Source organism: Tardiphaga sp. (assembly GCF_044340795.1).
Classification (GTDB): Bacteria; Pseudomonadota; Alphaproteobacteria; order Rhizobiales; family Xanthobacteraceae; genus Tardiphaga.
Map to the genome: position 1 here is coordinate 1 of NZ_JBIISY010000021.1, position 22,116 is coordinate 22,116.

Sequence of the window (22,116 nt, forward strand, 5' to 3'; positions counted from 1 at the left end):
GCTGCAGCTGGTCGAGGTCGTCAGCCATGACGGCGTCGATCAGGATGTACTGAAGCGCGCCACCGCCTTTGTCGGCGCCATCGATCGCCTGCCGCTGCCGGTGAAGTCGTCGCCGGGCTTCCTCGTCAATCGCGCGCTCACGCCCTACATGCTCGAGGCGATGATGCTGCTCGACGAGAAGGTCGACAAGGAAACCATCGACGCGGCGGCTGAGCAGTTCGGCATGCCCATGGGCCCGATCGAACTGGCCGATCAGGTCGGCCTCGATATCTGCATGGCCGTCGGCGACATGTTGCGCTCGAAATTCGGCGACCTGCTGCCGCCCACGCCTGCGTGGTTGCGTGAAAAGGTCAATCGCGGCGAACTCGGCAAGAAGACCGGCAAGGGCTTCTACACCTGGAAGGACGGCAAGGCCGAGAAGAGCTCTGCCGCCGCCGCCACGGCCCGGCCGTCGCAGGAGATGATCGACCGCCTGGTGCTGCCGATCTCCAATGTCTGCGTCGCCTGCCTGCGCGAGGGCATCGTGGACGATCCCGATGTGGTGGACGGCGCTATGATCTTCGGCACCGGCTATGCGCCGTTCCGCGGCGGTCCGCTGCACTATGCCCGCTCCCGTGGGCCCGACAATGTCGCCGCCACGCTGCGCGCGCTGGCCGCCAAATATGGCGACCGGTTCGCGCCGGATGAAGGCTGGGAGACATTCACATGACCCAGCAATGACGGGCCGGCCATGATCGCCGCGGTGGACACCTGGATCTTGCGGCTACGGCACGATCTGCTTCACAGCGAGACGATCTGGCTGGGCGTCGTGGTGGCGGTGGTGCTGTTCCTGCCCTTGCTGGCCGCCTACTGGAACGGGCAGAGCAAGATCCGCTTCGCCGCGCTTCCGCTGACCTTGCTGGCACTGGTCCTGATGATCGCGGCGCTCGATATCCGCAATGCCCTGACCCTCTGGCTGCTTGCGTGGCTCTGTGTCGCCCTGAGCTTCGTCAGACGCCCGCCCGTGCGCTAGTCTGGCGCCCATGACCATTCTGACTCAAATTCCGGCAGGGATTGCCCATGACTGAATCATCAAAGCCTGAATCACCGAACCAGCCCACCGGCCTCGGCACCGAGCCCACCGGCGACCTCACCATCCGCACCGTGGCGATGCCGGCGGATACCAATGCCAATGGCGATATTTTCGGCGGCTGGCTGCTCAGCCAGATGGATCTCGGCGGCGGCATGGCCGCTGCGAAGATCGCCAAGACGCGCACCGTCACCGTCGCCATCGAGGCGATGACCTTCCGCAAGGCCGTGCATGTGGGCGATGTCGTGTCTGTGCATGCGAATCTGGCGCGCATGGGCCGCACCTCGCTGACCCTGCATATCGAGGCCTGGGTGCTTCGCCGCAATGAAAGTGCCCCGATTCTGGTCACCGACGGCAATTTCACCTTCGTCTCCATCGATGAAAACGGCCGCCCGCAGGCGATCAAAAGGCCGGATGCGACAATCACGGCATAGGGATTCTAAATCGCGGCGGGAACGATTTACCGCCGTCTCGGTTAGTGGCCCGGAATATGCTTTGCGTATCGCGAAAGGGGCCGCCATGTCAGACACTTATATTATCGAAGTCTCGTCGCAGGCAGCCGGTATCGTGGTTCGCGATCCCGACGGCTTTCGGTTCTTTGCAGCATCCCACCGTTTCAACGGGATGGATGGCCGGATTTTTCGCAACGCCCGAGAGGCCGAGCGGGCGGCGTTTCAGTTCGCCCAGGGCACGCCGGAAACGGCGACCGCCGCGTAAGGCATGACGCCCCGATAAAACGGCCGCCTGTTGCGGGCGGCACGGCCGCGTTGACGCGCCCGTCCAACATCAGCACCATGGAATCACTCCATGAGGTGTTGCTGTGACGTCCGGCCTTTCCCATCGCCAGTCCGAAATTCTCAATCATGCGCGCGCCTTCGGCCGCGTGATGGTCGATGATCTCGTGCGCCGCTTTGAAGTGTCGGCGCAGACCATCCGCAAGGACCTCAACGATCTCTGCGACCAGCGCCTGCTCACGCGCATCCATGGCGGCGCCATCGTGGCGTCGGGCACGGAAAATCTCGCTTACGAAGCCCGCCGCTTCGTGGCTGCCGAAGAGAAGAAGGCGATCGGCGCCGCGGCGGCGGCGGAGATTCCCAATGGCTCGTCGCTGTTCATCAATATCGGCACCACGACCGAGGAGGTCGCGGCTGCGCTGACCGATCACGAAAACCTGCTGGTCATCACCAACAATCTCAATGTGGCGATGATGCTGTACCGGCATCCGCATATCGAGGTGGTCGTCGCCGGCGGCAGCGTGCGCCGGGCCGATGGCGCGGTGACGGGCTCGACGGCCATCAAGCTGATCGGGCAGTTCAAGGTCGACTACGCCATCATCGGCGCCTCCGCGATCGACGAGGAGGGCGCGCTGCTCGATTTCGACTATCGCGAGGTGCAGGCGGCCCAGGCGATCATCGCCAATGCGCGCAGTGTGATGCTGGTGTGCGACTCGACTAAGCTGCGGCGGAGCGCCGCCGTGCGCATCGCCCATCTCAGCCAGATCCATACATTCGTGACCGACACCGCGTTGCCGCCGGCCTTGCAGGAGATCTGCAACAGCCGCGGCGTGAAGGTGATCGCGGCGATGCCGGGTGCGGAGGACGAGGCCGAGGAAGGGTAGGGCGGCCACTCCCTGTCGTTGCCCGGCTTGACCGGGCAACCCAGTAACCACCTCCACCCCGGTTCAATCATCCAGGCCGGTGTCTACTGGATCCCCGCTTTCGCGGGGGATGACAGATTTTGCCCGAAACGGCTCCCTGTGACCCTAAAAACCCCATCTGAATCCCTCAAATCCCCCGTTGCTTTCGTTTTCACTTGTGCTTTAATCAAAAACGAAAGCCAAATCGCTGAAAGCGAAGGTGGCGCGTCCAGGTGAGGCGCCAGACGATTGGCGCGGAGAGGAAGCCGGGTGGGTCAGATCTACGACCTCGCAATCATTGGTGGCGGCGTGAACGGTTGCGGGATCGCCCGCGATGCGGTCGGCCGCGGCAATTCCGTGTTCCTCTGCGAGATGAAGGATCTGGCCTCGGGCACCTCGTCTTGGTCCACCAAGCTGATCCATGGCGGGCTCCGCTATCTCGAATATTACGATTTCAAGCTGGTCCGCCACGCGCTGCTGGAGCGCGAGGTGCTGTGGGCGATCGCGCCGCATATCATCCGGCCGCTGCGCTTCGTGCTGCCGCATCATGCCGGGCTGCGGCCGGCCTGGCTGCTGCGCCTCGGCCTGTTCCTTTACGACCATATCGGCGGCCGCAAGCTGCTGCCCGCCACGCGCACCCTCGATCTCGACAGGGACGAAACCGGCAAGCCGCTGACACCCGGCCGCTTCCATCGTGGTTTTGAGTATTCCGACTGCTTCGTCGATGACGCCCGCCTCGTCGTGCTCACCGCGCGCGATGCTGCCGATCGCGGCGCCGATATCCGCACCCGCAGCCGCGCCGTAGAGATCCGTCAGGCCGACGGCATCTGGCAGGTCACCGTCGAGAATGTTCTCACCCATGAGCGCGAGACCATCCAGGCGCGCACGCTGGTCAATGCCGGCGGGCCTTGGGTGGAGAATGTGCTGGCCTCCGGTGCCGGCGTGAATGCCAAGGCGAAGGTCCGCCTCGTGCAGGGCTCGCACATCATCGTGCCGAAACTCTACGCGCATGATCGCGCCTACATCTTCCAGAATGCCGATGGCCGCATCGTCTTCGCGATTCCGTATCAGAACGATTTCACGCTGATCGGCACCACCGATGTCGATTATCACGGCGATCCCGCGGACGTAAAAATCACACCGGATGAAATCGCCTATCTCTGCAGCTCGGTCAGCGAATATTTCGCAAAGCCCGTGCTCGCCGATGACGTGGTCTGGACCTATTCCGGCGTGCGCCCGCTCTATGACGACGGCGCCAGTGACGCCAAGGCGGCCACGCGCGATTATGTGTTCGAACTCGATTTGCCCGGCGGCGCACCGCTGCTCTCGATCTATGGCGGCAAGATCACCACCTATCGCCGGTTGGCCGAAGAGGCGCTGGAAAAGCTCGCGCCCTATCTGAAGGGCACCAAGGCGAAGGAAGGCTGGACGGCCCATGCGCCGCTGCCCGGCGGCGATTTCGATGTGTCTTCGGTGGAAGCACTGACCGCCGAAATCCAGCGCGATTATCCGTTCCTGGCGCCGGCCCATGCCAGCCGTCTCGTCCATGCCTATGGCACCCGCGCCGCAAAACTTCTCGCGCATGCGAAGTCCGCCGCCGATCTCGGCCGCGACTTCGGCGCCACATTGACCGAGCGCGAGGTGCGCTATCTGATGGCCCACGAATGGGCCGTGAGTGCCGAAGACATCGTCTGGCGTCGCTCCAAACTCGGCCTGCGATTGTCTGGGGAGGAGATCGTGGCGCTTGACGAATGGCTCGTCGCCCACCGCGATGATGCTGTGAAAGCGGAGGCGCGCGCATGAGCGTCACGCTCGACCGCGTCTCGCAGATGGTGGATGGCATCACGACGATCCGCGATGTCTCGCTCACGCTGGAGCGCGGTAGCCTCAGCGTGCTGCTCGGCCCGACTCTGGCCGGCAAGACCTCGATCATGCGTTTGCTTGCGGGGCTCGACAAGCCGGCCCAGGGACGCGTGCTGGTGGACGGCAAGGACGTGACCGGCATCGACATCCGCAAACGCTCGGTGGCGATGGTCTATCAGCAATTCATCAATTACCCGTCCTTCACGGTCTATGAGAACATCGCCTCGCCGCTGCGCGTGCAGGGCAAGCCGAAGGCGGAGATCGAGACGCGCGTGCGCGAGGCTGCGGCGCTGCTCAAGCTCGAACCCTATCTCAACCGCACGCCGCTGCAGCTCTCCGGTGGCCAGCAGCAGCGCACCGCGATTGCGCGTGCCTTGGTCAAGGGCGCCGATCTCGTATTGCTCGACGAGCCACTCGCCAATCTCGATTACAAGCTGCGCGAGGAGCTGCGCACCGAGCTGCCAAAAATCTTCGAGGCCTCCGGCGCGATCTTCGTCTATGCGACCACGGAGCCGTCCGAAGCCTTGCTGCTTGGCGGCCGCACTGCCTGCCTGTGGGAGGGGGAGCTGCTGCAATTCGGCGAGACGCCGAAAGTGTATCGCAAGCCGGATACGCTGAAAGTCGCCGAGGTGTTTTCCGATCCGCCGCTCAATTCCGTGGGCATCGAGAAGAGCGGCGACAGCGTACAATATGTCGGCGGCGTCAGCGCGCCTGCGAGCGGTCTCTATGCATCACTGCCCGATGGCAGCTATCGCATCGGTTTTCGTGCGCATCAGCTCGGTGTCGGCAATGCCGCCGCCGGCCGCCATGTGTTTCCTGCCGAGGTGACGGTGACCGAAATCACCGGTTCGGAAAGTTTCGTCCATGTGAAGCATGGCGCCTCCGATTGGGTCTCGGTGCTGCAGGGCATCCACGAATTCGTGCCCGGCGATCGGCTCGATGCCATCATCGATCCCGCAAACATCTTCGTCTTTGACAGCAGCGACCGTCTGGTCGCGGCACCGGCGATGTAGGAGCACAGCATGGCCCGCATCGATCTCGTCGATCTCGCGCAGTCCTACAGCGGCAGCGATGCTGATCCGGAATCGTTTGCGCTGAAGCCGATCTCCATGACCTGGCGGCAGGGCGGCGCCTATGCGCTGCTTGGACCATCCGGCTGCGGCAAGACCACGCTGCTCAACATGATCTCCGGCATCGTCACGCCGACCCGCGGACAGATCCTGTTCGATGGCAAGGACGTCACCCCGCTGCCGACCCAGAAGCGCAACATCGCGCAGGTGTTCCAGTTCCCGGTGATCTACGACACCATGACGGTCGGCGAGAATCTCGCATTCCCGCTCAAAAATCGCGGCATGCCGAAACCGCAGATCGATGCACGTGTGGCCGAAATCGGCGAATTGCTCGACCTCACGCCCTGGCTCAATCGCAAGGCCACGCGGCTGACGCCAGACGCCAAGCAGAAGATCTCGCTCGGCCGCGGCCTCGTGCGCAGCGACGTGGCAGCCGTGCTGTTCGACGAGCCGCTGACGGTGATCGATCCCGCGCTGAAATGGGAGTTGCGCTCGAAGCTGAAGGCGCTGCATCGCGCGCTCGATCTCACCATGATCTATGTGACCCACGACCAGACCGAGGCGCTGACCTTCGCGGACACGGTGGTGGTGATGCATGACGGCCGCGTCGTGCAGTCCGGCACGCCGCAGGAGCTGTTCGACAAGCCCGCGCATACATTTGTCGGCTATTTCATCGGCTCGCCCGGCATGAATATCGTGCCTGCCGAAGTCAGCGGCCGGCAGGCCCGCATCGGTGGCCATGTCATCGGGCTCAACCGCAGCTATGATGCGCTGCCCCCGAACAAGAAAATCGAAGTCGGCATCCGTCCGGAATTCGTTCATGTGGCAACGCCGGCCCCCGATCTTCTCACCGCACAGATCGAGCGCATCGACGATCTCGGCCGCATCCGCTTCGCCCGCGTCCGCATCGGCGGCGTGAAATTCGCGGCCCGCGTGCCCGATGGTTTTTCGCCGGAAGGTGATGATGTCGGGCTGGTATTCGATCCCGCCCGGGTCCACGTTTATGCCGACAGCCGCCTCATCGAAGGGGCCCAGTGATGGACAAGACCGTCAACAACAAGGCCTGGTTCCTCGTCCTGCCGGTGTTCCTCATCGTCGCCTTCTCGGCGGTGCTGCCGCTGATGACGGTGGTGAACTATTCGGTGCAGGACACCTTTGGCAACAACCAGTTCTTCTGGAACGGCGTCGGCTGGTTCAAGGAATTGCTCGATCCCTCCAGCGATCTCGGCGGCCGCTTCCTCGCATCGCTCGGCCGCAACCTCCTTTTCTCGGCGATCATTCTCGCCATCGAAGTCCCGCTCGGCATCATTGTCGCGCTGTCGATGCCGCGGGATGGCTGGCACGTCGCCGCCTGCCTCGTCATCCTCGCGCTGCCGCTGCTCATTCCATGGAACGTGGTCGGCACCATCTGGCAGATTTTTGGCCGCCCCGATATCGGCCTGCTCGGCTACACGCTGAACTCGCTCGGCTTCGACTACAATTACGTCTCCAACGAATTCGACGCCTGGGCCACGGTCATCGTGATGGATGTCTGGCACTGGACCAGCCTCGTGGCATTGCTCTGCTATGCCGGCCTGAAGTCGATCCCCGATGCCTATTATCAGGCAGCCCAGATCGACGGCGCGTCGCGCTGGGCCGTGTTCCGCGCCATCCAGTTGCCGAAGCTGAACCGCGTGCTGCTGATCGGCGTGCTTCTCCGCTTCATGGACAGCTTCATGATCTATACCGAGCCCTTTGTCGTCACCGGCGGCGGGCCCGGTAATTCCACGACCTTCGTCTCCATCGAGCTCGTGAAGATCGCGCTCGGCCAGTTCGATCTCGGCAAGGCGGCGGCGCTGTCGCTGGTCTACAACATCATCGTGCTGATCGTCTGCTGGGTGTTCTACACCGTGATGACCAATGCCGGCGTCGATCGCAGCAAGCAGGAGGGCGCGGCATGAACAATTCCATCCCCGGCCGTCGCATTATCCTGACGCTGTTCCTGATCTTCCTGCTGCTGCCGATCTACTGGCTCGTGAACATGAGCTTCAAGGAGAATGGCGAGATCGTCTCGACCATGACTCTGTGGCCGCACAAGCCGACGCTGGATAATTACATCCGCATCTTCACCGATGAGAGCTGGTATTCCGGCTACATCAACTCGCTGAAATACGTCGTCATCAACACGATCCTGTCGATCAGTTTTGCGCTGCCGGCGGCCTATGCCTTCTCGCGTTATCGCTTCCTCGGCGACAAGCACCTGTTCTTCTGGCTGCTGTCGAACCGCATGGCTCCGCCCGCGGTGTTCGCGCTGCCTTTCTTCAATCTCTATTCCGCCGTCGGCCTGTTCGATACGCCCTGGGCCGTGGCGCTGGCGCATTGCCTGTTCAATGTGCCGCTCGCGGTGTGGATCCTCGAAGGATTTGTCTCCGGCGTGCCGCGCGAGATCGACGAGACCGCGTTTCTCGACGGTTATTCGTTTCCAAAATTCTTCGTGAAAATCCTGATGCCGCTGATCGCCTCGGGCATCGGCGTCGCCGCCTTCTTCTGCTTCATGTTCTCCTGGGTCGAGCTCCTGCTTGCGCGCACGCTGACTTCCGTCAATGCCAAGCCGATCTCCGCGATCATGACCCGCACGGTATCGGCCTCCGGCATGGACTGGGGCCTGCTCGCTGCCGCCGGCGTGCTCACCATCATCCCCGGCGCGCTCGTCATCTGGTTCGTCCGCAATTACATCGCGCGCGGCTTCGCGCTCGGCCGCGTCTAGGAGGCGATCATGGAGCACATCGCATGGATGGCCTGGACGCCGCCGACCGCGATCTTCTTTGCGGCCATCGCGCTGACGCTCGCGACCATGACCATTCTCGCCATCCGCTATCCCGAAGCCGAGCGCGTCGGCATCCTGCGCATCCCCACCACGCGCGGCGATCGCCTGTTTCTCTCGCTGATCACGGCCGCCGTCATCCATCTCTTGTGGATCGGCTTCATCGGCTCCGACCCGATCGCCACGCTGCCGATCGGCGAGGAGGGATTTGAAATCTCGAATCTCTGGTTCGCGACACTGATTTCGCTGGTCGCGGCGGTCGGAATTTTCCGCACCGTCTGACCGGCAAGGACTGCAGGCACGGGATAACCCGGCCTGAACACATGGGAGGAAGACATGAGGCACCTGACGACACAGGCCCGTCGCCCGACGCGCCATATCATGATGACCAGCGCCTGCGCGCTGATCGCCGCGACCACGCTGCTCGCAGCGCCCGCCAAGGCCGACGACGCCACCATCCAGCGCTGGATCGACAGCGAATTCCAGCCCTCGACGCTGTCGAAGGCCGATCAGCTCAAGGAGCTGCAATGGTACGAGAAGGCCGCCGCCCCGTTCAAGGGCATGGAGATCAATGTCGTCTCCGAAACCATCACCACGCATGAATACGAGGCGCGCACGCTCGCGAAAGCCTTCTCCGAGATCACCGGCATCAAGCTGAAGCACGACCTGATCCAGGAAGGCGACGTGGTCGAGAAGCTGCAGACCCAGATGCAGTCCGGCAAGAATGTCTATGACGGCTGGATCAACGACTCCGACCTGATCGGCACGCATTTCCGCTACGGCCAGACCATCTCGCTGTCGGACTTCATGACCGGCGAAGGCAAGGACGTCACCAGCCCGACCCTCGACATCAAGGATTTTATCGGCACGTCGTTCACGACTGGCCCCGATAAAAAGATGTATCAGCTGCCCGACCAGCAATTCGCCAACGTCTACTGGTTCCGCTACGACTGGTTCACCAATCCGGACTACAAGGCCAAGTTCAAGGCCAAGTATGGCTATGATCTCGGCGTGCCCGTGAACTGGTCGGCCTATGAAGACATCGCCGATTTCTTCACCAACGACATCAAGGAAATCAACGGCACCAAGGTCTATGGCCATATGGATTATGGCAAGAAGGATCCGTCGCTCGGCTGGCGGTTCACCGATGCCTGGCTGTCCATGGCCGGCAATGGCGACAAGGGCCTGCCGAATGGTCTGCCTGTCGATGAATGGGGCATCCGCATGGAAGGCTGCCGTCCGGTCGGCTCAAGCATCGAGCGCGGCGGCGATACCAATGGTCCGGCGGCGGTCTATTCGATCGTGAAATATCTCGACTGGATGAAGAAATATGCCCCGCCGCAGGCGCAGGGCATGACCTTCTCGGAGTCAGGGCCCGTGCCGGCGCAAGGCAACATCGCGCAGCAGATGTTCTGGTACACCGCCTTCACCGCCGACATGGTGAAGCCCGGCCTGCCGGTCATGAACGCCGATGGCACGCCGAAGTGGCGCATGGCGCCATCGCCAAAAGGCTCCTACTGGAAGGAAGGCATGAAGCTCGGCTATCAGGATGTCGGCTCGGGCACGCTGCTCAAGTCGACGCCGCCGGATCGCCGCAAGGCGGCCTGGCTCTATCTGCAGTTCATCACCTCGAAGTCGGTGTCGCTGAAGAAGAGCCATGTCGGTCTCACTTTCATCCGCGAGAGCGACATCTGGGACAAGTCGTTTACGGAACGTGCGCCAAAGCTTGGCGGCCTGATCGAGTTCTATCGCTCGCCGGCCCGCGTGCAGTGGTCGCCCACCGGCAACAATATCCCGGACTATCCAAAACTGGCGCAGCTGTGGTGGCAGAATATCGGCGATGCGTCGTCCGGTGCGAAGACGCCGCAGCAGGCGATGGACTCGCTCGCCGCAGCCCAGGACTCGGTGCTGGAGCGTCTCGAGCGCTCGAAGGTGCAGGGCGAGTGCGGTCCGAAGCTGAACAAGAAGGAGACGGCGGAGTTCTGGTACAACAAGTCCGCGAAAGACGGCAACATCGCGCCCCAGCGCAAGCTGGCGAACGAAAAGCCGAAGGGCGAGACGGTGGACTACGACACGCTGATCAAGTCGTGGCCGGCGACGCCGCCGCAGAAGAGGGCTTCGGCGAACTGACGTCGAGTGAGAACAAGCAAAAAGGCCGGGAGCAATCCCGGCCTTTTCATTTCATTCTCTTGTCGTCACCCGCGAAAGCGGGTGATCCAGTAAACGCAGGCCTTGGTTTTTCAACCACCATAGTCGGTGTCTACTGGATCCCCGCGTTCGCGTGGATGACAGTCGGAGTCTATTTCGCTGCCGCCAGCGTCGGGTAATCCGTATAGCCCTTCGCACCACCGCCATAGAACGTCGCCTTGTCCGGCTCGTTCAACGGCGCGCCGGTCTTCAGGCGCTCCACCAGATCGGGATTCGAGATGAACGGCTTGCCGAAGGCGATCAGGTCGGCTGCGTCAGCCGCCAGTTGCTTCTCCGCCAGTGCAAAATCGAAACCGTTATTGGCGATATACGTCCCGCCAAAGCGCTTGCGCAGGCTCGCATAGTCAAATGGTGCATTGTCGCGCGGGCCGCCGGTGGCGCCCTCCACCACATGCAGATAGACCAGCTTCTCGGCGCTCAGCCCGTCGGTGATGTGGTCGAACAGCTTTTGCGCATCATCATCGATGGCGGCGTCATTGGCCGGCGTCACCGGCGAGATGCGGATGCCGGTCCTGTCGCTGCCGATTTCCTTCGCGACGGCAGCGGCCACTTCGAGCATCAGCTTCGAGCGGTTCTCGATTGAGCCACCATAGGCATCGGTGCGCTTGTTGGTCGAGGCGCGCGCGAACTGCTCCAGCAGATAGCCATTGGCCGCATGAATCTCGACACCGTCGAAGCCCGCCGCGACGGCATTCCTCGCCGCACGCTTGTAATCATCGATCAGCCCCGGAATTTCAGCCAGTTCGAGCGCGCGCGGTTCGGAGACATCGGTGAAGCTGTTATTGACGAAGGTCTTGGTCTTTGCGGTGATCGCCGAAGCCGAGACCGGCTTGCCGCCATTCGGCTGCAGGCTGCTATGCGAGATGCGGCCCACATGCCAGAGCTGGATGAAGATGTGGCCGCCCTTGGCGTGGACGGCATCGGTGACCTGCTTCCAGCCGGCGACCTGCTCGGGCGAATAGATGCCGGGCGTGTCCTGATAGCCCTGGCCCTGCTGCGAGATCTGGCTCGCTTCGGTGATGAGCAGACCGGCGCTGGCGCGCTGGCCGTAATATTCCGCGGCGAGCGGACCCGGTACGAAGCCCGGCTGCGCGCGATTACGCGTCAGCGGCGCCATCGCGGTGCGATTGCTCAGCGTGATGTTGCCAAGCTTGTAGGGCTCAAAGAGTTTGGACGTGCTCATCAGGAAAGCTCCGGGAGGGGATCGGTGAGATGCAGTTGCGCATTGCAAACACGGTTGGCAAGGCGGCTGAAGATGCGTGCGCGACGAAAGAATTTTCGCGCTGAATGGATGCGGATCGGGCAATGGCCGTGTCGTCTGCGCGGCGACGGGCGCAAAACTGTCCTCTCCGCATCATGGCTCAGTTGGCGCCGAGATAGTCGCGCTTGCCGACATCCACGCCGCACATGCGCAGGATGTCGTGGGCGGTGACCACATGGAAATAGAAGCTCGGCAGCGAGAAGCTGGTGAGAAATTGCTGGCCGGTGAGGGTGGTGGTCTTGCCCGGTCCGGTCGGGAAGGTGACGTCGCGGGTCTCCGCGCCCTCGAACTGTTCGGGCTTGAAGGACTTCAGGTAGTCGACCGTCTTGGCGATGCGCGCCTGCAATTCGTCGAAGGTGGTTTCGGTATCCGGCACCGAAGGCACCTCGCTCGCCGAGAGGCGCGCGCTGCCCTTGGTGGCGAAGTCGCAGGCCAGCTGCACCTGCCGGCTCAGCGGTAGCATGTCCGGGAAAAGGCGGGTGCCGAGCAGCACCGCAGGCTCGATCTTCTTCGCCGCCGCATAGGCTTCCGCCTTTTTCAGGCCGGCGGACATGGTGCCCAGCATCTGCAGGTAAGCGGGGACGACGGAATCATAGAACGGCATGGGCATGCTCTTTTGTGATGCGGGTCAACGTGCAGCGGCGGGATCGGAGAAAGATGCTGCTGCATGGAGTTGGGGGGCGGCAGGGCGAATTCAACCGCCCCTGCATCAGAAAAGAGTAGAAATTTTCGCGTCGACCGTGTCCCGGACGCGGTGCATCACGCCTCTTCGGCGTGGTGCTCCGCAGAGCCGGGACCGCCAAAATCGATAGCGTTTGATACGGTCCCGGCTCTGCGGAGCAGCGCTGCGCGCTGCGCCGCGTTCGGGACAAAGGAGCTACCGCCCCGCCTTCAACGCCGCCAGCAATTCCGCTGTCGGCCAGGAATCCGCCGGTAACCCGAACTTCACCTGCATGGCCTTCACAGCGGTGCGGCTCTGCTGCCCCAGAATGCCGTCCACCTTGCCGACATTGAAACCGCGTTTCTGGAGCAGCAGCTGCAGCTCGCGCAGCTCGGCATGTGACAGCTGCGCCACCGGTGCCGAGGGCGCGCGCATCTTCGATGCGCCTGCAATGCGCGTGGCGAGATAGGCCGCCGTGGTCGAATAGATCAGCGAGTTATTCCATTCCGTGTAGGCGGCGAAATTCGCATAGGCGAGAAAAGCCGGTCCATGCCGCCCCATCGGCAGCAGCAGCGAGGCCGGCATGTTGTCATTCGGCAGTGCCCGTCCGTCGGGATAGCTGACGCCGAACGAAGCCCATTGCGCGCGCGGCAGCTTCACGGTGAGATCGGCCTGATCCCACGGAATGTCTCTGGTGACGCGCACTTCCTGCAGCCACGGCTCGCCGCGTCGCCATTTCAATCCGGTCGAGATGTAATGCGCGGTGGAGCCGATCACATCGGCGGGGCTACGCAGCAGATTGCGATGGCCGTCGCCGTCATAGTCCACCGCATAGTTGAAATAATGCGTCGGCAGAAACTGCGTCTGGCCGAGCTCGCCGGCCCATGAGCCGATCATCTCAGCCGGCGAGAGATCGCCGCGATCGATGATCTTCAGCGCCGCAATCGTTTCGTCCTGAAACATTTTTGAGCGCCGGCAGTCATAGGCCAGCGACACCAGCGAGCGCAGCGTCTGCAGGTTGCCCATCTGCACGCCGAAATCGCTTTCCAGCGCCCAGAATGCCGCGATCACCGCGGGCGGCACGCCATATTCCTTCTCGGCGCGCGCGAAGGCGGCCGCATGCTGCTTGATCTTCAACTGCCCGTTCTGCATCCGGTAATCCGCCGCCATGCGGCCGGCGAACTGTGTGAACAGCTGTCCGAACACTTTCTGTCCGCGGTCGCGATTGACGATGCCCTGGTCGTAAACGAGGTAAGGCGCCGCTTCCGCCATCGCACGCTGCGAGACGCCGGCGGCGACAGCCTGCTGCTTCAGCCCGGCGAGGAATTGATCAAAACTCTGCCCGCCATGACAGGACGCGCCGCGCTGGGCGGAGGCGGGGGAGGCAAGAAGCGTAATGACCGATGCTGCAAGGAGGATCGCAAGTCGCACGGACGTCTGCAGCATGGAACGGGCCTCTCCATCGTCAAGCCCGGCCTCGTGCCGGGTATCCATGTCTTTGTCGAGGACGTGGATGGCCGGGTCAAGCCCGGCCACGACGGAGAGGCTCAAGCGCGCCGCGCTCTATCGCTGCGGCGGCGCTGCCGTGATCGGCCAGCGGATGAAAGCGAACAGCCAGAGGCAAATGACATTGACGATCGGAATGATCGAGAGCAGCGACCACCAGCCGCTGAAGCCGGCCTTGCTGAGGATCTTGGCGACGGGAAGGACGAGAAGGGCGAGATAGAATGCGACAGTCAACCAGTGCCAGATAGACAGTGATCCCATGCGATCACACCTCCATGATTGGTTCGGATGATCGCACTATCTCCTGCCAGGCGACGTCATGTAAATGACGAGACACGCATCGTGCCGCGCAAACCGTTCTACAGTTCCCGCGCATTGCTGAATGCAAAACTGGACACCCGTCGCGTGTTCTCGTCGAGTATCAGCGTGCGTGTAATCGGCGGCTCTGCACGCTGGCTGCAATTCTCCCGCTCGCACAAGCGGCAGTTCACGCCGATCGGCGTGCCCTCGACCTTGTCGAGATCGAGTCCCGCCGAATAGACCAGCTTGCTCGCATGGCGGATCTCGCAGCCGAGCCCGATGGCGAAGCGTGGTTGTTGATGTGGATGCGGTGCGGGTGAACGCCGCAGCGTCTGCGCGATGGAGAAGTAGCGATTGCCATCAGGCAGTTCGATGACCTGCTGCAGCAGGCGGTCCGGCGTATCGAAGGTGGAATGCACATTCCACAGCGGGCAGGTGCCGCCGAATTTCGAGAACGGGAACGTGCCCGATGAAAAGCGTTTTGAGACATTGCCGGCATTGTCCACGCGCAGCATGAAGAACGGTACGCCGCGCGCATTCGGTCGCTGCAGCGTGGTGAGGCGATGGCAGATCGGCTCGAAGCCGACATTGAAGCGCTGGCCGAGCACCTGCATGTCATAGCTCAGCGCTTCTGCCGCTGCATGGAAAGCGGCGTAAGGCATCAGCACGGCAGCGGCAAAATAATTCGCCAGCGTGATGCGATAGAGCCGGCGCTGCGTGTCGGCGAGCGGCCCGGCGCGGCCGACAATGCTTTCGAAATGCGAAGAGCATTCCACGAGGCCAATCTGGAATGCGACCTGAAAGGCGCGGCCCGGCGCATCGACCATTTCCGAAATCAGCAATTGCCGCCTATGCCGGTCGAAGCGCCGCAGCGTCTCGCGCATCACGTCTACCGGCATGATGCGCGTGACGATCGAATATTTGTCACGCAGGCGCGTGCTCAGCGCCGCAAACAGATCCTGCGACGGCACATTGATCTCGTCGCGCAGATTTTCCGCAGCCGTTTCCAGTTCGGGAAAGTAATTGCGATTGGCTTCGATCAGATCGCGCACGCGCTCGATCGGATTGCCTTCATAGGACGCGCCGTCATGACGATCCGCCATCTGCGCCGCCACCATCGTCTCGCCGCGCCGCGCTTCGGTGTAAGCCGCATAAAGCCGCTGCAGCGAATGCGTGACGCCAGGGCACAGTTCCGCAAGGTCGCGCAATTCCTGTTTCGGCAGATCGATCTGCCGAAACAACGGATCGGAAAAGATCTCGTTCAACTCCGCAAAGAAGCGATCCTCATCCGCCGTCGCAAGATCCCGCAGATCGAGATCATAGGTCTCCGCCAGTCGCAGCAGAAGCTGCGCCGTCACAGGGCGCTGGTTGCGCTCGATCAGGTTGATGTAGCTCGGCGAAATACCGAGCCCCTCGGCCATCTGGGTCTGCGACAGGCCGAGTTGCTGGCGGATCCGCCGGAAACGGGGGCCCACGAACAGCTTCTTGTTGGTCTCAGCCGCCATTGTGACAATCTTTACATTATGACATTTGTGACAAGTGATGATGTTACATCGCATCACCATTCAAACACAAGCCATCTGGCGATTTCGCTGTGTTTGTCGTTATCTCTTCACACGGTGACTGCAGCGCGCATGTCACGAATGTAAGAGAAATGCCAGGAGAACGAGATGTCACAGGGTAGCAATTTCTGGGTCATCGGCGGCGAGTTCGGTTCGATGAACTTCCACAAGCTGGTCGAGGGTTCTGCCCAGGTGCAGGGCCCGTTCAAGACCCGCAAGCAGGCCGAGGAAGCCTGGAAGACTGTGTCCGAGGAAAACCGCCATCGCGCCGGTGTTCGCTTCTCCATCGTGGAGGAGCCGAGCCGCCAGGTCGCCTAAACCGCGCCGGATCGCTTGCCGCCAGGCGGCCACAGAGCCGCCGCAAGCCTGCCTCAACGGAAACGCTCAAACATCGTCTGCGGCCTCATCCGGGAAAACCGGCTGGGGCCGCAGCGCGTTTGCGACCAAGCCTCTGGAAACAAACGCCCTTTCCGGCGCTTATGGTTGCTGATAGGTTAATTTACCGGGTTGCGGCAGTCTTGAGGCGGAGTTGAGATGGTTGTGGCAAATGGTGCAGCGAACGATGCCCAGCCGAAGCGGCTGCGGGATGCCCTGAGGCAGGCCCGGATCGAGGCTGCGGACCGCACCGGCGTCGTGGTCGACCTGCGCGATGCCGAGGTCGCCCGGCTGGAAATCTTGAACGAGGCACTCGACCCGCTGTTCAACGAGATCCCCCACGATATCGAACTGTTCGATCGCGGCATCAGCCAGGGCGACACGCCGCGGCTGTGGATCGACATGATTGTCCATGTGGTGATGGGGCGCGACAAGCGCAGCTATCGCCTGGTGCAGGACAGCCGCTTCGGCCGCAAGCTGCTCGCCGAATCGCATGATGTGCAGGCGATGGTGAAGGCGGTCACCGATTACATCGCCCGCCGCATGGTCGAGCGCGAGCACATGCTGGCAACAGCGGTGCCGCCGCCGGAGGCGAAGCCGGCACCGGTGGTGAAGCAGCGCAGCCGGTTCTGGCCGTTCGTGCTTGGCATGATCATTGGTGTGATCGGCCTGTTCGCGCTGGCGCTGTTCGTGTCGACGCACGGGCATTGACGCTGCGCTAGACGAGCAGCATCCGCTTCAGTTCATGCACCATATTGCCGTCGCCGAATCCGCGCACGGTCTGCTCGCAGCGCCAGCGTTCGCCGTCGCGTTCAATCGCAAACAGATTATAGGCGGCTGCGGGTTTGTGGCCGTGTGCAAGCGACGAGGCGGCTGGCACGCCGATCGCCGGGATGCGGCGCTGCGGGCCTTCGAACCACATGGTCGAATGGATGTGGTCATGACCCTGCAGGATCAGTTCGACGCCGTGGCGCTTGAGCAGAACCTGTAGCGCGTCGGAGTCCGTCAGGCGTTTCATCCACTTCTCCGATCGCAGCGGATGGTGGATCAGCAGCACACGAAACAGATGTGTATCGGCAAGGCTAGCCAGCAGGCGATCCAGCGCCTCGAGCTGCGCATCGCCGAGCCAGCCGGTCGCCATGAACGGCGCGGTGGCCACGCTCGACGACACGCCGATCAATGCAACGGGCTCGCGGATTCGCAGATAGGGGAAGGTCGGCGCGGTCGCGCCGTCACTGCGCATGTAGTCGCCGAACGTCTCGACAAATTTCTCCAGCGCGCCTTGCACATAGGCGTCGTGATTGCCGGGCACCAGCGAGACTTGATCGGGCTTGCCGACCACTTCGATCCAGCGCCTTGCGCGCGGGAATTCGGCGGCGAGTGCCAGATTGACGAGATCGCCGGTGACGGCGATATGGTCCGGCGCCTGCGTCTGCATGTCGGATACCAGCACGTCGAGCATGTCGCGGCGGTGATACAGATGCCGGTTGCGCTTCCAGTTGATATAGCCCAGCACGCGCTGGCCGAGCAGTTCGCGCCATGCCGGCTCGGGCATCGGCGGCACATGCGGATCGGACAGATGCGCGAGGGTGAATGCGGTCATGGATTGTTGTGCGCTGGCAAATCGTTCGACTGTGAAAGCCCGTTTTGTTTTGGCAAGGTGGGGCCGATGACGCAAGGACCAAGCCGTTTGCCCCGTTCCGGACCGCCGCGATGACTGCGCCGACGCTACGCCAGCGGCTGGAGCCGACCTTGCGCAGGTTCATCCATCTGTATTTCCGCTTCGCCCGTGGCATGACGCTCGGCGTGCGCGCGGTGGTTGTCGATGATGCCGGCCGCGTGTTCCTGGTCCGGCACACTTATGTCTCCGGCTGGTATCTGCCCGGCGGTGGCGTCGAGGTCGGCCAGACATTTCGCGAGGCGCTGGAGATGGAGCTGCGCGAGGAGGGGCGGATCGCGCTCACTGGCGAGCCGGTGCTGCATGGTGTGTTTCTCAACGACCATGTCTCGGTGCGCGATCATGTGGTGGTCTATGTGGTCAGGGATTTCCATCAGGACCGGGTGCCAGAGCCGAACAAGGAGATTGCCGAAACCGGCTTCTTTGCTCTGAACGCGCTGCCCTCGGACACCACCGAAGGCACGCGCCAGCGCCTGGCCGAGATTTTCGATGGCAAGCCCGTGATCCCGACCTGGCGGGCACGGTGACACCCGCGATGGACCGCGCCGCCGCCAGATGCTATCCCGCGGGCCGACATGAGTGACCTCGACCTGATCATCGCGGCGGAAACCGCCAATGACGCCCAGCCGATCGAACGGCTGGTGGCCCGCACCTTCGGCCCCGGCCGTTTCGTGCTGTCGGCCTACCGGCTGCGCGAGCATGTGGGCCATCTGCTCGATCTGTCCTTCACGGCGCGGATCGGTACACTGCTGGTGGGCTCCATCCGGCAATTGCCGATCTGTGTCGGTGATACGCCAGCGCTGCTGCTCGGCCCGCTGACGGTGGAGCCGCCTTTCCGCAGCCGCGGCGTCGGCCGCAAGCTGCTGGATCGTGCGATTTCTGATGCGCGCGCCAAGGGGCACAAACTGATCGTACTGGTGGGCGACGAGCCCTATTACAGCCGGGTGGGCTTCAAGGCGATCCCGAAGGGCGCCGTGACCATGCCGGGTCCGGTGGACCAGAAGCGGCTGCTGGTGCTTGAGCTGGTGGACGGCGCTGCGGAAGGTCTCGCCGGTGCCGTGCGGCCGGACTGGAACGCGGCGAAGTAATTTCCTGGCTGTCATCGCCCGGCTTGACCGGGCGATCCAGTATTCGACGTTGACGACGTCCATCAACAGCGCCGCTGTCTACTGGGTTACCCGCTTTCGCGGGTAACGACAGTTGGAGCGTGACGTCTCAGAACTTCACGCTCGCAAACGCCCGCACATTGAGCCCCGGCTGCAGCACGTTGTCCTTGTTGTAGGACGTGGAGTAACGGATGTTCTCGTTGAGCAGGTTGTTGCCGACGAGGCCGACCGTCATTTCCTTCGCACCATAAATGCGCGGGTCGAGCAGCGTCTTGTAGCTCACTTCCGCCTTTAGCAGGTTGTAGCCATTGGTCGGCGTCTCTGCGACATCGGAGATGTCGTTCTGTGCGAAAGCGTGCAGCATGTTGATGCGGGCGAACCAGTTCGCATCACGCCAGAACAGGCCGCCACCGGCACGCACCGGCGGGATGCGCGGCACGTTGCTGCCGTCGGCGAAGGTCGCACGCACCACATCCGCCTGGCCTTCGACACCGAACATGCCGCTGCCGAGCCGGGTGACGTCGATCTGGGTCTGGAATTCACCACCGCGGAACGTCGCGTCACGCTGGGTGTAGATCGCCTGGTTCAGCTCCATGCCGGCACCGATCATGCAGGCGCCGCCTTCGCAGGTGTTGCCGGTGAGGTGGCGATAGATGAAGCCCTGATACTGCGTGTAGTAGCCGGTGAGTTCGAAGCGCACCGGGCCCGCCGCGCGGCGCAGGCCGACTTCCACCGACTTCGCCGTCTCGATGCCGAGATTCGGATTGCCGATATCGAAGGTGCCCGTCGCCTCATGGCCACCGCGTGAGAACAGCTCGGCCGGCTTCGGCGCGCGCTCTGTGTACTGGGCCGTGACGCTGGCCGAGAGGCCGCCCCATGGCAGGTCCTGGATAAGGCCGATGCTGCCGCTCTTCGGCGTGAACGACTTGTTGAGGCCGAGTGCCGGGCCGATCGAGGTGGGATCGGCATCGACGTCGAACACTTCCGGCACGAAGCTCGGTGCCGAGCCGGACAGCGACACGTGCTCGATGCGGCCGGCGATCTGGGCGCGGGTCCAGTCGGTGAATTTCAGCTCGTTGAAGACGTAGCCCGCGACCTTGGTGTTCTTGTTGGGATCGAACAATCCGTTGATCGGGCTGCCGGCGGCTTCCGGGCTCGGCGCCGTCAGTTCCTGGTGGCTGGCCTGGATGCCGAACGCAGTGGTCACCGCAGCGAAGCCGGCATTGAAGGGCATCATCTGCACTTCGACGCGGCCTTCCTGCTCCTTGTTGGTGAAGGTCTGGTGGACATGCGGCGCGCCTTCGCCGCCTTCCTCCAGGCCGATCTCGTCATGCTTGTAATTGGTCGCGCCGGCCCAGAAGCGGATCGCCTCGATGGCTGCGGCGTCGGGGCGATATTCGCCCTTGGTGGTGACTTTGGTCTGCTCGCCGACGATGCGGGTGCCGAGTTCGGCGCCCTCGACGCCGGGAATGCCGTAATTGACGCGGTTATGCGTGATCGCTGCGCCGATATAGCCGCCGTCGAAGAAATACGAACCGCCGACCGAGGCGCCGCCATTCTGCGCCGCCGTGTTGCCCTGACGGCCGTTGAAGGGGATGCCGGGCTCCGCATAGGGATAGGACGGGACATTGTAGTCGCCGACCTTGCTGCCATAGACGTCGGCATGCACCGCGACATTGCCGCCGCCGGCGTCGAGCAGGATGCCGCCATCAACGCCGCGCGTTGCCGAATTGATCGAGGTACGCACTTCCGCATTCATGCAGCCCGGCGCGGCGAGGCCCGCGGCCGGCGCCTTGGCCGGCAGGCCATAGCTCATGAAGGGCGCGGCGACGGCGCAATTGGGCAGTGCATCGGGAATGCGGTTGTTGGAGGCGGAGACCACGCCGCCGATCGACTGCGAGCCATAGCGAAGCGTTGCCGGGCCGCGGATCACCTCGACCTGATTGGCGGCGAAGGGATCGAGCGGAACGAAGTGGTCTTCGCCGAGATCGGAGGCGCCGCCGCTCGACAGGCCGTTCTCGACAATGCCGACGCGGTTGACGTCGAGGCCGCGGATGATCGGGCGGCTGGCGCTGCCGGGGGCATAGCCGGAGCCGGAGATGCCCGGCTTGTTGGCGAGGAGATCGCCCAGCGTATTGGCGCCGGAGCGGCGGATTTCCTCATTCGGCACCACGGTGACGGTGGCGAACTGGTCGGTGACGATGGGCAGCTCGCCCTGCGGCGGCGCTGATGCGACGGGCGGCTCGGCTTCCACCGGCACTCCCTGCGTGCGGTTTGGCGCGGTGCGGGTCACGTGGGTGTGGCCCTGCGGATGGGCCGCCGGTTTGCGGCGCACGATCGGGCTCGGCGCGGTGACCTCCACGGCGGGAAGCTGCGTCTGCGCATGGGCGAAAGTGGGAAGGCTGCTCCATCCGATGACGGCGGTGGAGCCGAGCAGGAGAGCGCGCTTGATGGAGATAGGCATGATTGGTCCTGACTTCACCGGCTGCGCATGGTTGCGCCGGAGCCGATGATCGCGGTGATGCGAATTCACATGGGTGGTGCCGCGCGGACGGATTCCGGGCGGCGTTGGTCACAGGTGAAGTCAGATAATCGGTGGTCCGCGCGGCTGCGGTGCGCCACTGATGGCGTCGAGATGGTCGAACTCGGCCTTGATGGCCGCATGGGCGAATTCGGCGGCATCCGGCAGCGACAGGATCGGCGGCGCCGAGACCAGCGCATTGCCGGCCATCGCCATGACCGCGCAGATATCGCAAGGTACGCCAACGCGGTGCTGTTGCTGATCGCTGTCCGGCGTCGAGGGCGCCTGCACATGCGTGATCCCGGTAGCATCGCCGGGCGCGGCATGGACGTCGTCGAGATGGACATGGCCGAGCGACAGGACGAGTTGCACGGCCAGCGCGAACAGCGCGAGTTTTGCCCCATGTCCAAGATTGTCGCGAAACCACTTCATGCCCAAGGGCGCCCCCACATCGGCCGGCGGAGAGGTCAGCCAGTACCGATGTTATAATGTAACAT

24 protein-coding genes are annotated in these 22,116 nt (G+C 63.1%); 16 read left to right on the forward strand and 8 right to left on the reverse strand.

Going from position 1 to position 22,116, the window contains the following annotated elements; all coding sequences use genetic code 11:
* From ACIQ17_RS05520 to ACIQ17_RS05575, 12 genes are all read left to right on the forward strand, one after another.
* A partial coding sequence (locus tag ACIQ17_RS05520) for a 3-hydroxyacyl-CoA dehydrogenase family protein (protein WP_398466234.1) occupies nt 1-709 on the forward strand: 709 nt, incomplete at its 5' end.
* A gap of 21 nt (nt 710-730) precedes the next feature.
* Nucleotides 731-1,012, forward strand: a complete 282-nt coding sequence (locus ACIQ17_RS05525) for a hypothetical protein (RefSeq protein WP_398466236.1) — start codon at nt 731-733, stop codon at nt 1,010-1,012.
* 47 nt (nt 1,013-1,059) lie between these two features.
* Nucleotides 1,060-1,503 (forward strand): acyl-CoA thioesterase, encoded by a 444-nt coding sequence (locus tag ACIQ17_RS05530; RefSeq protein ID WP_398466238.1) that lies wholly within the window; start codon nt 1,060-1,062, stop codon nt 1,501-1,503.
* 85 nt (nt 1,504-1,588) lie between these two features.
* The gene (locus tag ACIQ17_RS05535) at nt 1,589-1,786 is read left to right on the forward strand and encodes a hypothetical protein (RefSeq protein WP_398466319.1); all 198 of its coding nucleotides are present in this window, start codon (nt 1,589-1,591) and stop codon (nt 1,784-1,786) included.
* A 103-nt stretch (nt 1,787-1,889) separates the two neighbouring features.
* Nucleotides 1,890-2,687, forward strand: coding sequence for a DeoR/GlpR family DNA-binding transcription regulator (locus ACIQ17_RS05540; protein ID WP_398466240.1), 798 nt, complete (start codon nt 1,890-1,892; stop codon nt 2,685-2,687).
* Nucleotides 2,688-2,975: 288 nt separating this feature from the next.
* Complete coding sequence (gene glpD, locus ACIQ17_RS05545; protein ID WP_398466242.1) at nt 2,976-4,508, forward strand: glycerol-3-phosphate dehydrogenase; 1,533 nt, start codon at nt 2,976-2,978, stop codon at nt 4,506-4,508.
* Nucleotides 4,505-5,581: an ABC transporter ATP-binding protein gene (locus ACIQ17_RS05550; RefSeq protein ID WP_398466244.1), complete on the forward strand. Its 1,077-nt coding sequence runs from the start codon at nt 4,505-4,507 to the stop codon at nt 5,579-5,581. The genes glpD and ACIQ17_RS05550 overlap by 4 nt, the downstream gene beginning before the upstream one ends.
* A 9-nt stretch (nt 5,582-5,590) precedes the next feature.
* Nucleotides 5,591-6,676, forward strand: a complete 1,086-nt coding sequence (locus tag ACIQ17_RS05555) for an ABC transporter ATP-binding protein (RefSeq protein ID WP_398466246.1) — start codon at nt 5,591-5,593, stop codon at nt 6,674-6,676.
* Nucleotides 6,676-7,578, forward strand: coding sequence for a carbohydrate ABC transporter permease (locus ACIQ17_RS05560; protein ID WP_398466248.1), 903 nt, complete (start codon nt 6,676-6,678; stop codon nt 7,576-7,578). The genes ACIQ17_RS05555 and ACIQ17_RS05560 overlap by 1 nt, the downstream gene beginning before the upstream one ends.
* A complete protein-coding gene (locus tag ACIQ17_RS05565) occupies nt 7,575-8,384 on the forward strand; it encodes a carbohydrate ABC transporter permease (RefSeq protein WP_398466250.1) in 810 nt (269 codons plus the stop codon). The genes ACIQ17_RS05560 and ACIQ17_RS05565 overlap by 4 nt, the downstream gene beginning before the upstream one ends.
* Nucleotides 8,385-8,393: 9 nt before the next feature.
* A complete protein-coding gene (locus ACIQ17_RS05570) occupies nt 8,394-8,723 on the forward strand; it encodes a DUF2160 domain-containing protein (protein ID WP_398466252.1) in 330 nt (109 codons plus the stop codon).
* Between the two features lie 102 nt (nt 8,724-8,825).
* Nucleotides 8,826-10,571 (forward strand): ABC transporter substrate-binding protein, encoded by a 1,746-nt coding sequence (locus ACIQ17_RS05575; protein ID WP_398466321.1) that lies wholly within the window; start codon nt 8,826-8,828, stop codon nt 10,569-10,571.
* Between the two features lie 169 nt (nt 10,572-10,740).
* Here ACIQ17_RS05575 and ACIQ17_RS05580 read toward each other — a convergent pair whose 3' ends face one another.
* From ACIQ17_RS05580 to ACIQ17_RS05600, 5 genes are all read right to left on the reverse strand, one after another.
* Nucleotides 10,741-11,832 carry an alkene reductase gene (locus ACIQ17_RS05580; protein WP_398466254.1) on the reverse strand — a complete coding sequence of 364 codons (1,092 nt, stop codon included), beginning with the start codon at nt 11,830-11,832 and terminating at the stop codon, nt 10,741-10,743.
* 178 nt (nt 11,833-12,010) lie between these two features.
* Nucleotides 12,011-12,514, reverse strand: coding sequence for a DUF1993 family protein (locus ACIQ17_RS05585; protein WP_398466256.1), 504 nt, complete (start codon nt 12,512-12,514; stop codon nt 12,011-12,013).
* Between the two features lie 273 nt (nt 12,515-12,787).
* Nucleotides 12,788-14,017 carry a lytic murein transglycosylase gene (locus tag ACIQ17_RS05590; RefSeq protein ID WP_398466258.1) on the reverse strand — a complete coding sequence of 410 codons (1,230 nt, stop codon included), beginning with the start codon at nt 14,015-14,017 and terminating at the stop codon, nt 12,788-12,790.
* A 117-nt stretch (nt 14,018-14,134) separates the two neighbouring features.
* Nucleotides 14,135-14,338, reverse strand: coding sequence for a hypothetical protein (locus tag ACIQ17_RS05595; RefSeq protein ID WP_398466260.1), 204 nt, complete (start codon nt 14,336-14,338; stop codon nt 14,135-14,137).
* A 98-nt stretch (nt 14,339-14,436) separates the two neighbouring features.
* Nucleotides 14,437-15,882, reverse strand: a complete 1,446-nt coding sequence (locus tag ACIQ17_RS05600) for a short-chain fatty acyl-CoA regulator family protein (protein WP_398466262.1) — start codon at nt 15,880-15,882, stop codon at nt 14,437-14,439.
* Between the two features lie 165 nt (nt 15,883-16,047).
* Between ACIQ17_RS05600 and ACIQ17_RS05605 the strand changes: the two genes are divergently transcribed.
* Both ACIQ17_RS05605 and ACIQ17_RS05610 read left to right on the forward strand, forming a co-directional pair.
* On the forward strand, nt 16,048-16,257 hold the full coding sequence (locus ACIQ17_RS05605; protein ID WP_211911886.1) for a hypothetical protein: 210 nt from the start codon (nt 16,048-16,050) through the stop codon (nt 16,255-16,257).
* Nucleotides 16,258-16,473: 216 nt separating this feature from the next.
* On the forward strand, nt 16,474-17,025 hold the full coding sequence (locus tag ACIQ17_RS05610; protein ID WP_398466265.1) for a hypothetical protein: 552 nt from the start codon (nt 16,474-16,476) through the stop codon (nt 17,023-17,025).
* A gap of 7 nt (nt 17,026-17,032) precedes the next feature.
* Here ACIQ17_RS05610 and ACIQ17_RS05615 read toward each other — a convergent pair whose 3' ends face one another.
* A complete protein-coding gene (locus ACIQ17_RS05615; RefSeq protein ID WP_398466267.1) occupies nt 17,033-17,917 on the reverse strand; it encodes a metallophosphoesterase family protein in 885 nt (294 codons plus the stop codon).
* A 110-nt stretch (nt 17,918-18,027) separates the two neighbouring features.
* Here ACIQ17_RS05615 and ACIQ17_RS05620 point away from each other — a divergent pair, with 110 nt between their 5' ends.
* Together ACIQ17_RS05620 and ACIQ17_RS05625 are read left to right on the forward strand one after the other, a co-directional pair.
* Nucleotides 18,028-18,519, forward strand: a complete 492-nt coding sequence (locus tag ACIQ17_RS05620) for an NUDIX domain-containing protein (RefSeq protein WP_398466269.1) — start codon at nt 18,028-18,030, stop codon at nt 18,517-18,519.
* Between the two features lie 48 nt (nt 18,520-18,567).
* Entirely contained in the window at nt 18,568-19,080 is a 513-nt protein-coding gene (locus ACIQ17_RS05625; RefSeq protein ID WP_398466271.1) for a GNAT family N-acetyltransferase, read from the forward strand.
* Nucleotides 19,081-19,207: 127 nt separating this feature from the next.
* On the opposite strand, the gene ACIQ17_RS05630 is transcribed toward ACIQ17_RS05625, so the two are convergent.
* Both ACIQ17_RS05630 and ACIQ17_RS05635 read right to left on the reverse strand, forming a co-directional pair.
* The gene (locus ACIQ17_RS05630; RefSeq protein WP_398466273.1) at nt 19,208-21,562 is read right to left on the reverse strand and encodes a TonB-dependent receptor; all 2,355 of its coding nucleotides are present in this window, start codon (nt 21,560-21,562) and stop codon (nt 19,208-19,210) included.
* Nucleotides 21,563-21,682: 120 nt separating this feature from the next.
* Nucleotides 21,683-22,051 (reverse strand): DUF2946 domain-containing protein, encoded by a 369-nt coding sequence (locus ACIQ17_RS05635; RefSeq protein WP_398466275.1) that lies wholly within the window; start codon nt 22,049-22,051, stop codon nt 21,683-21,685.
* Nucleotides 22,052-22,116 lie beyond the last annotated feature (65 nt).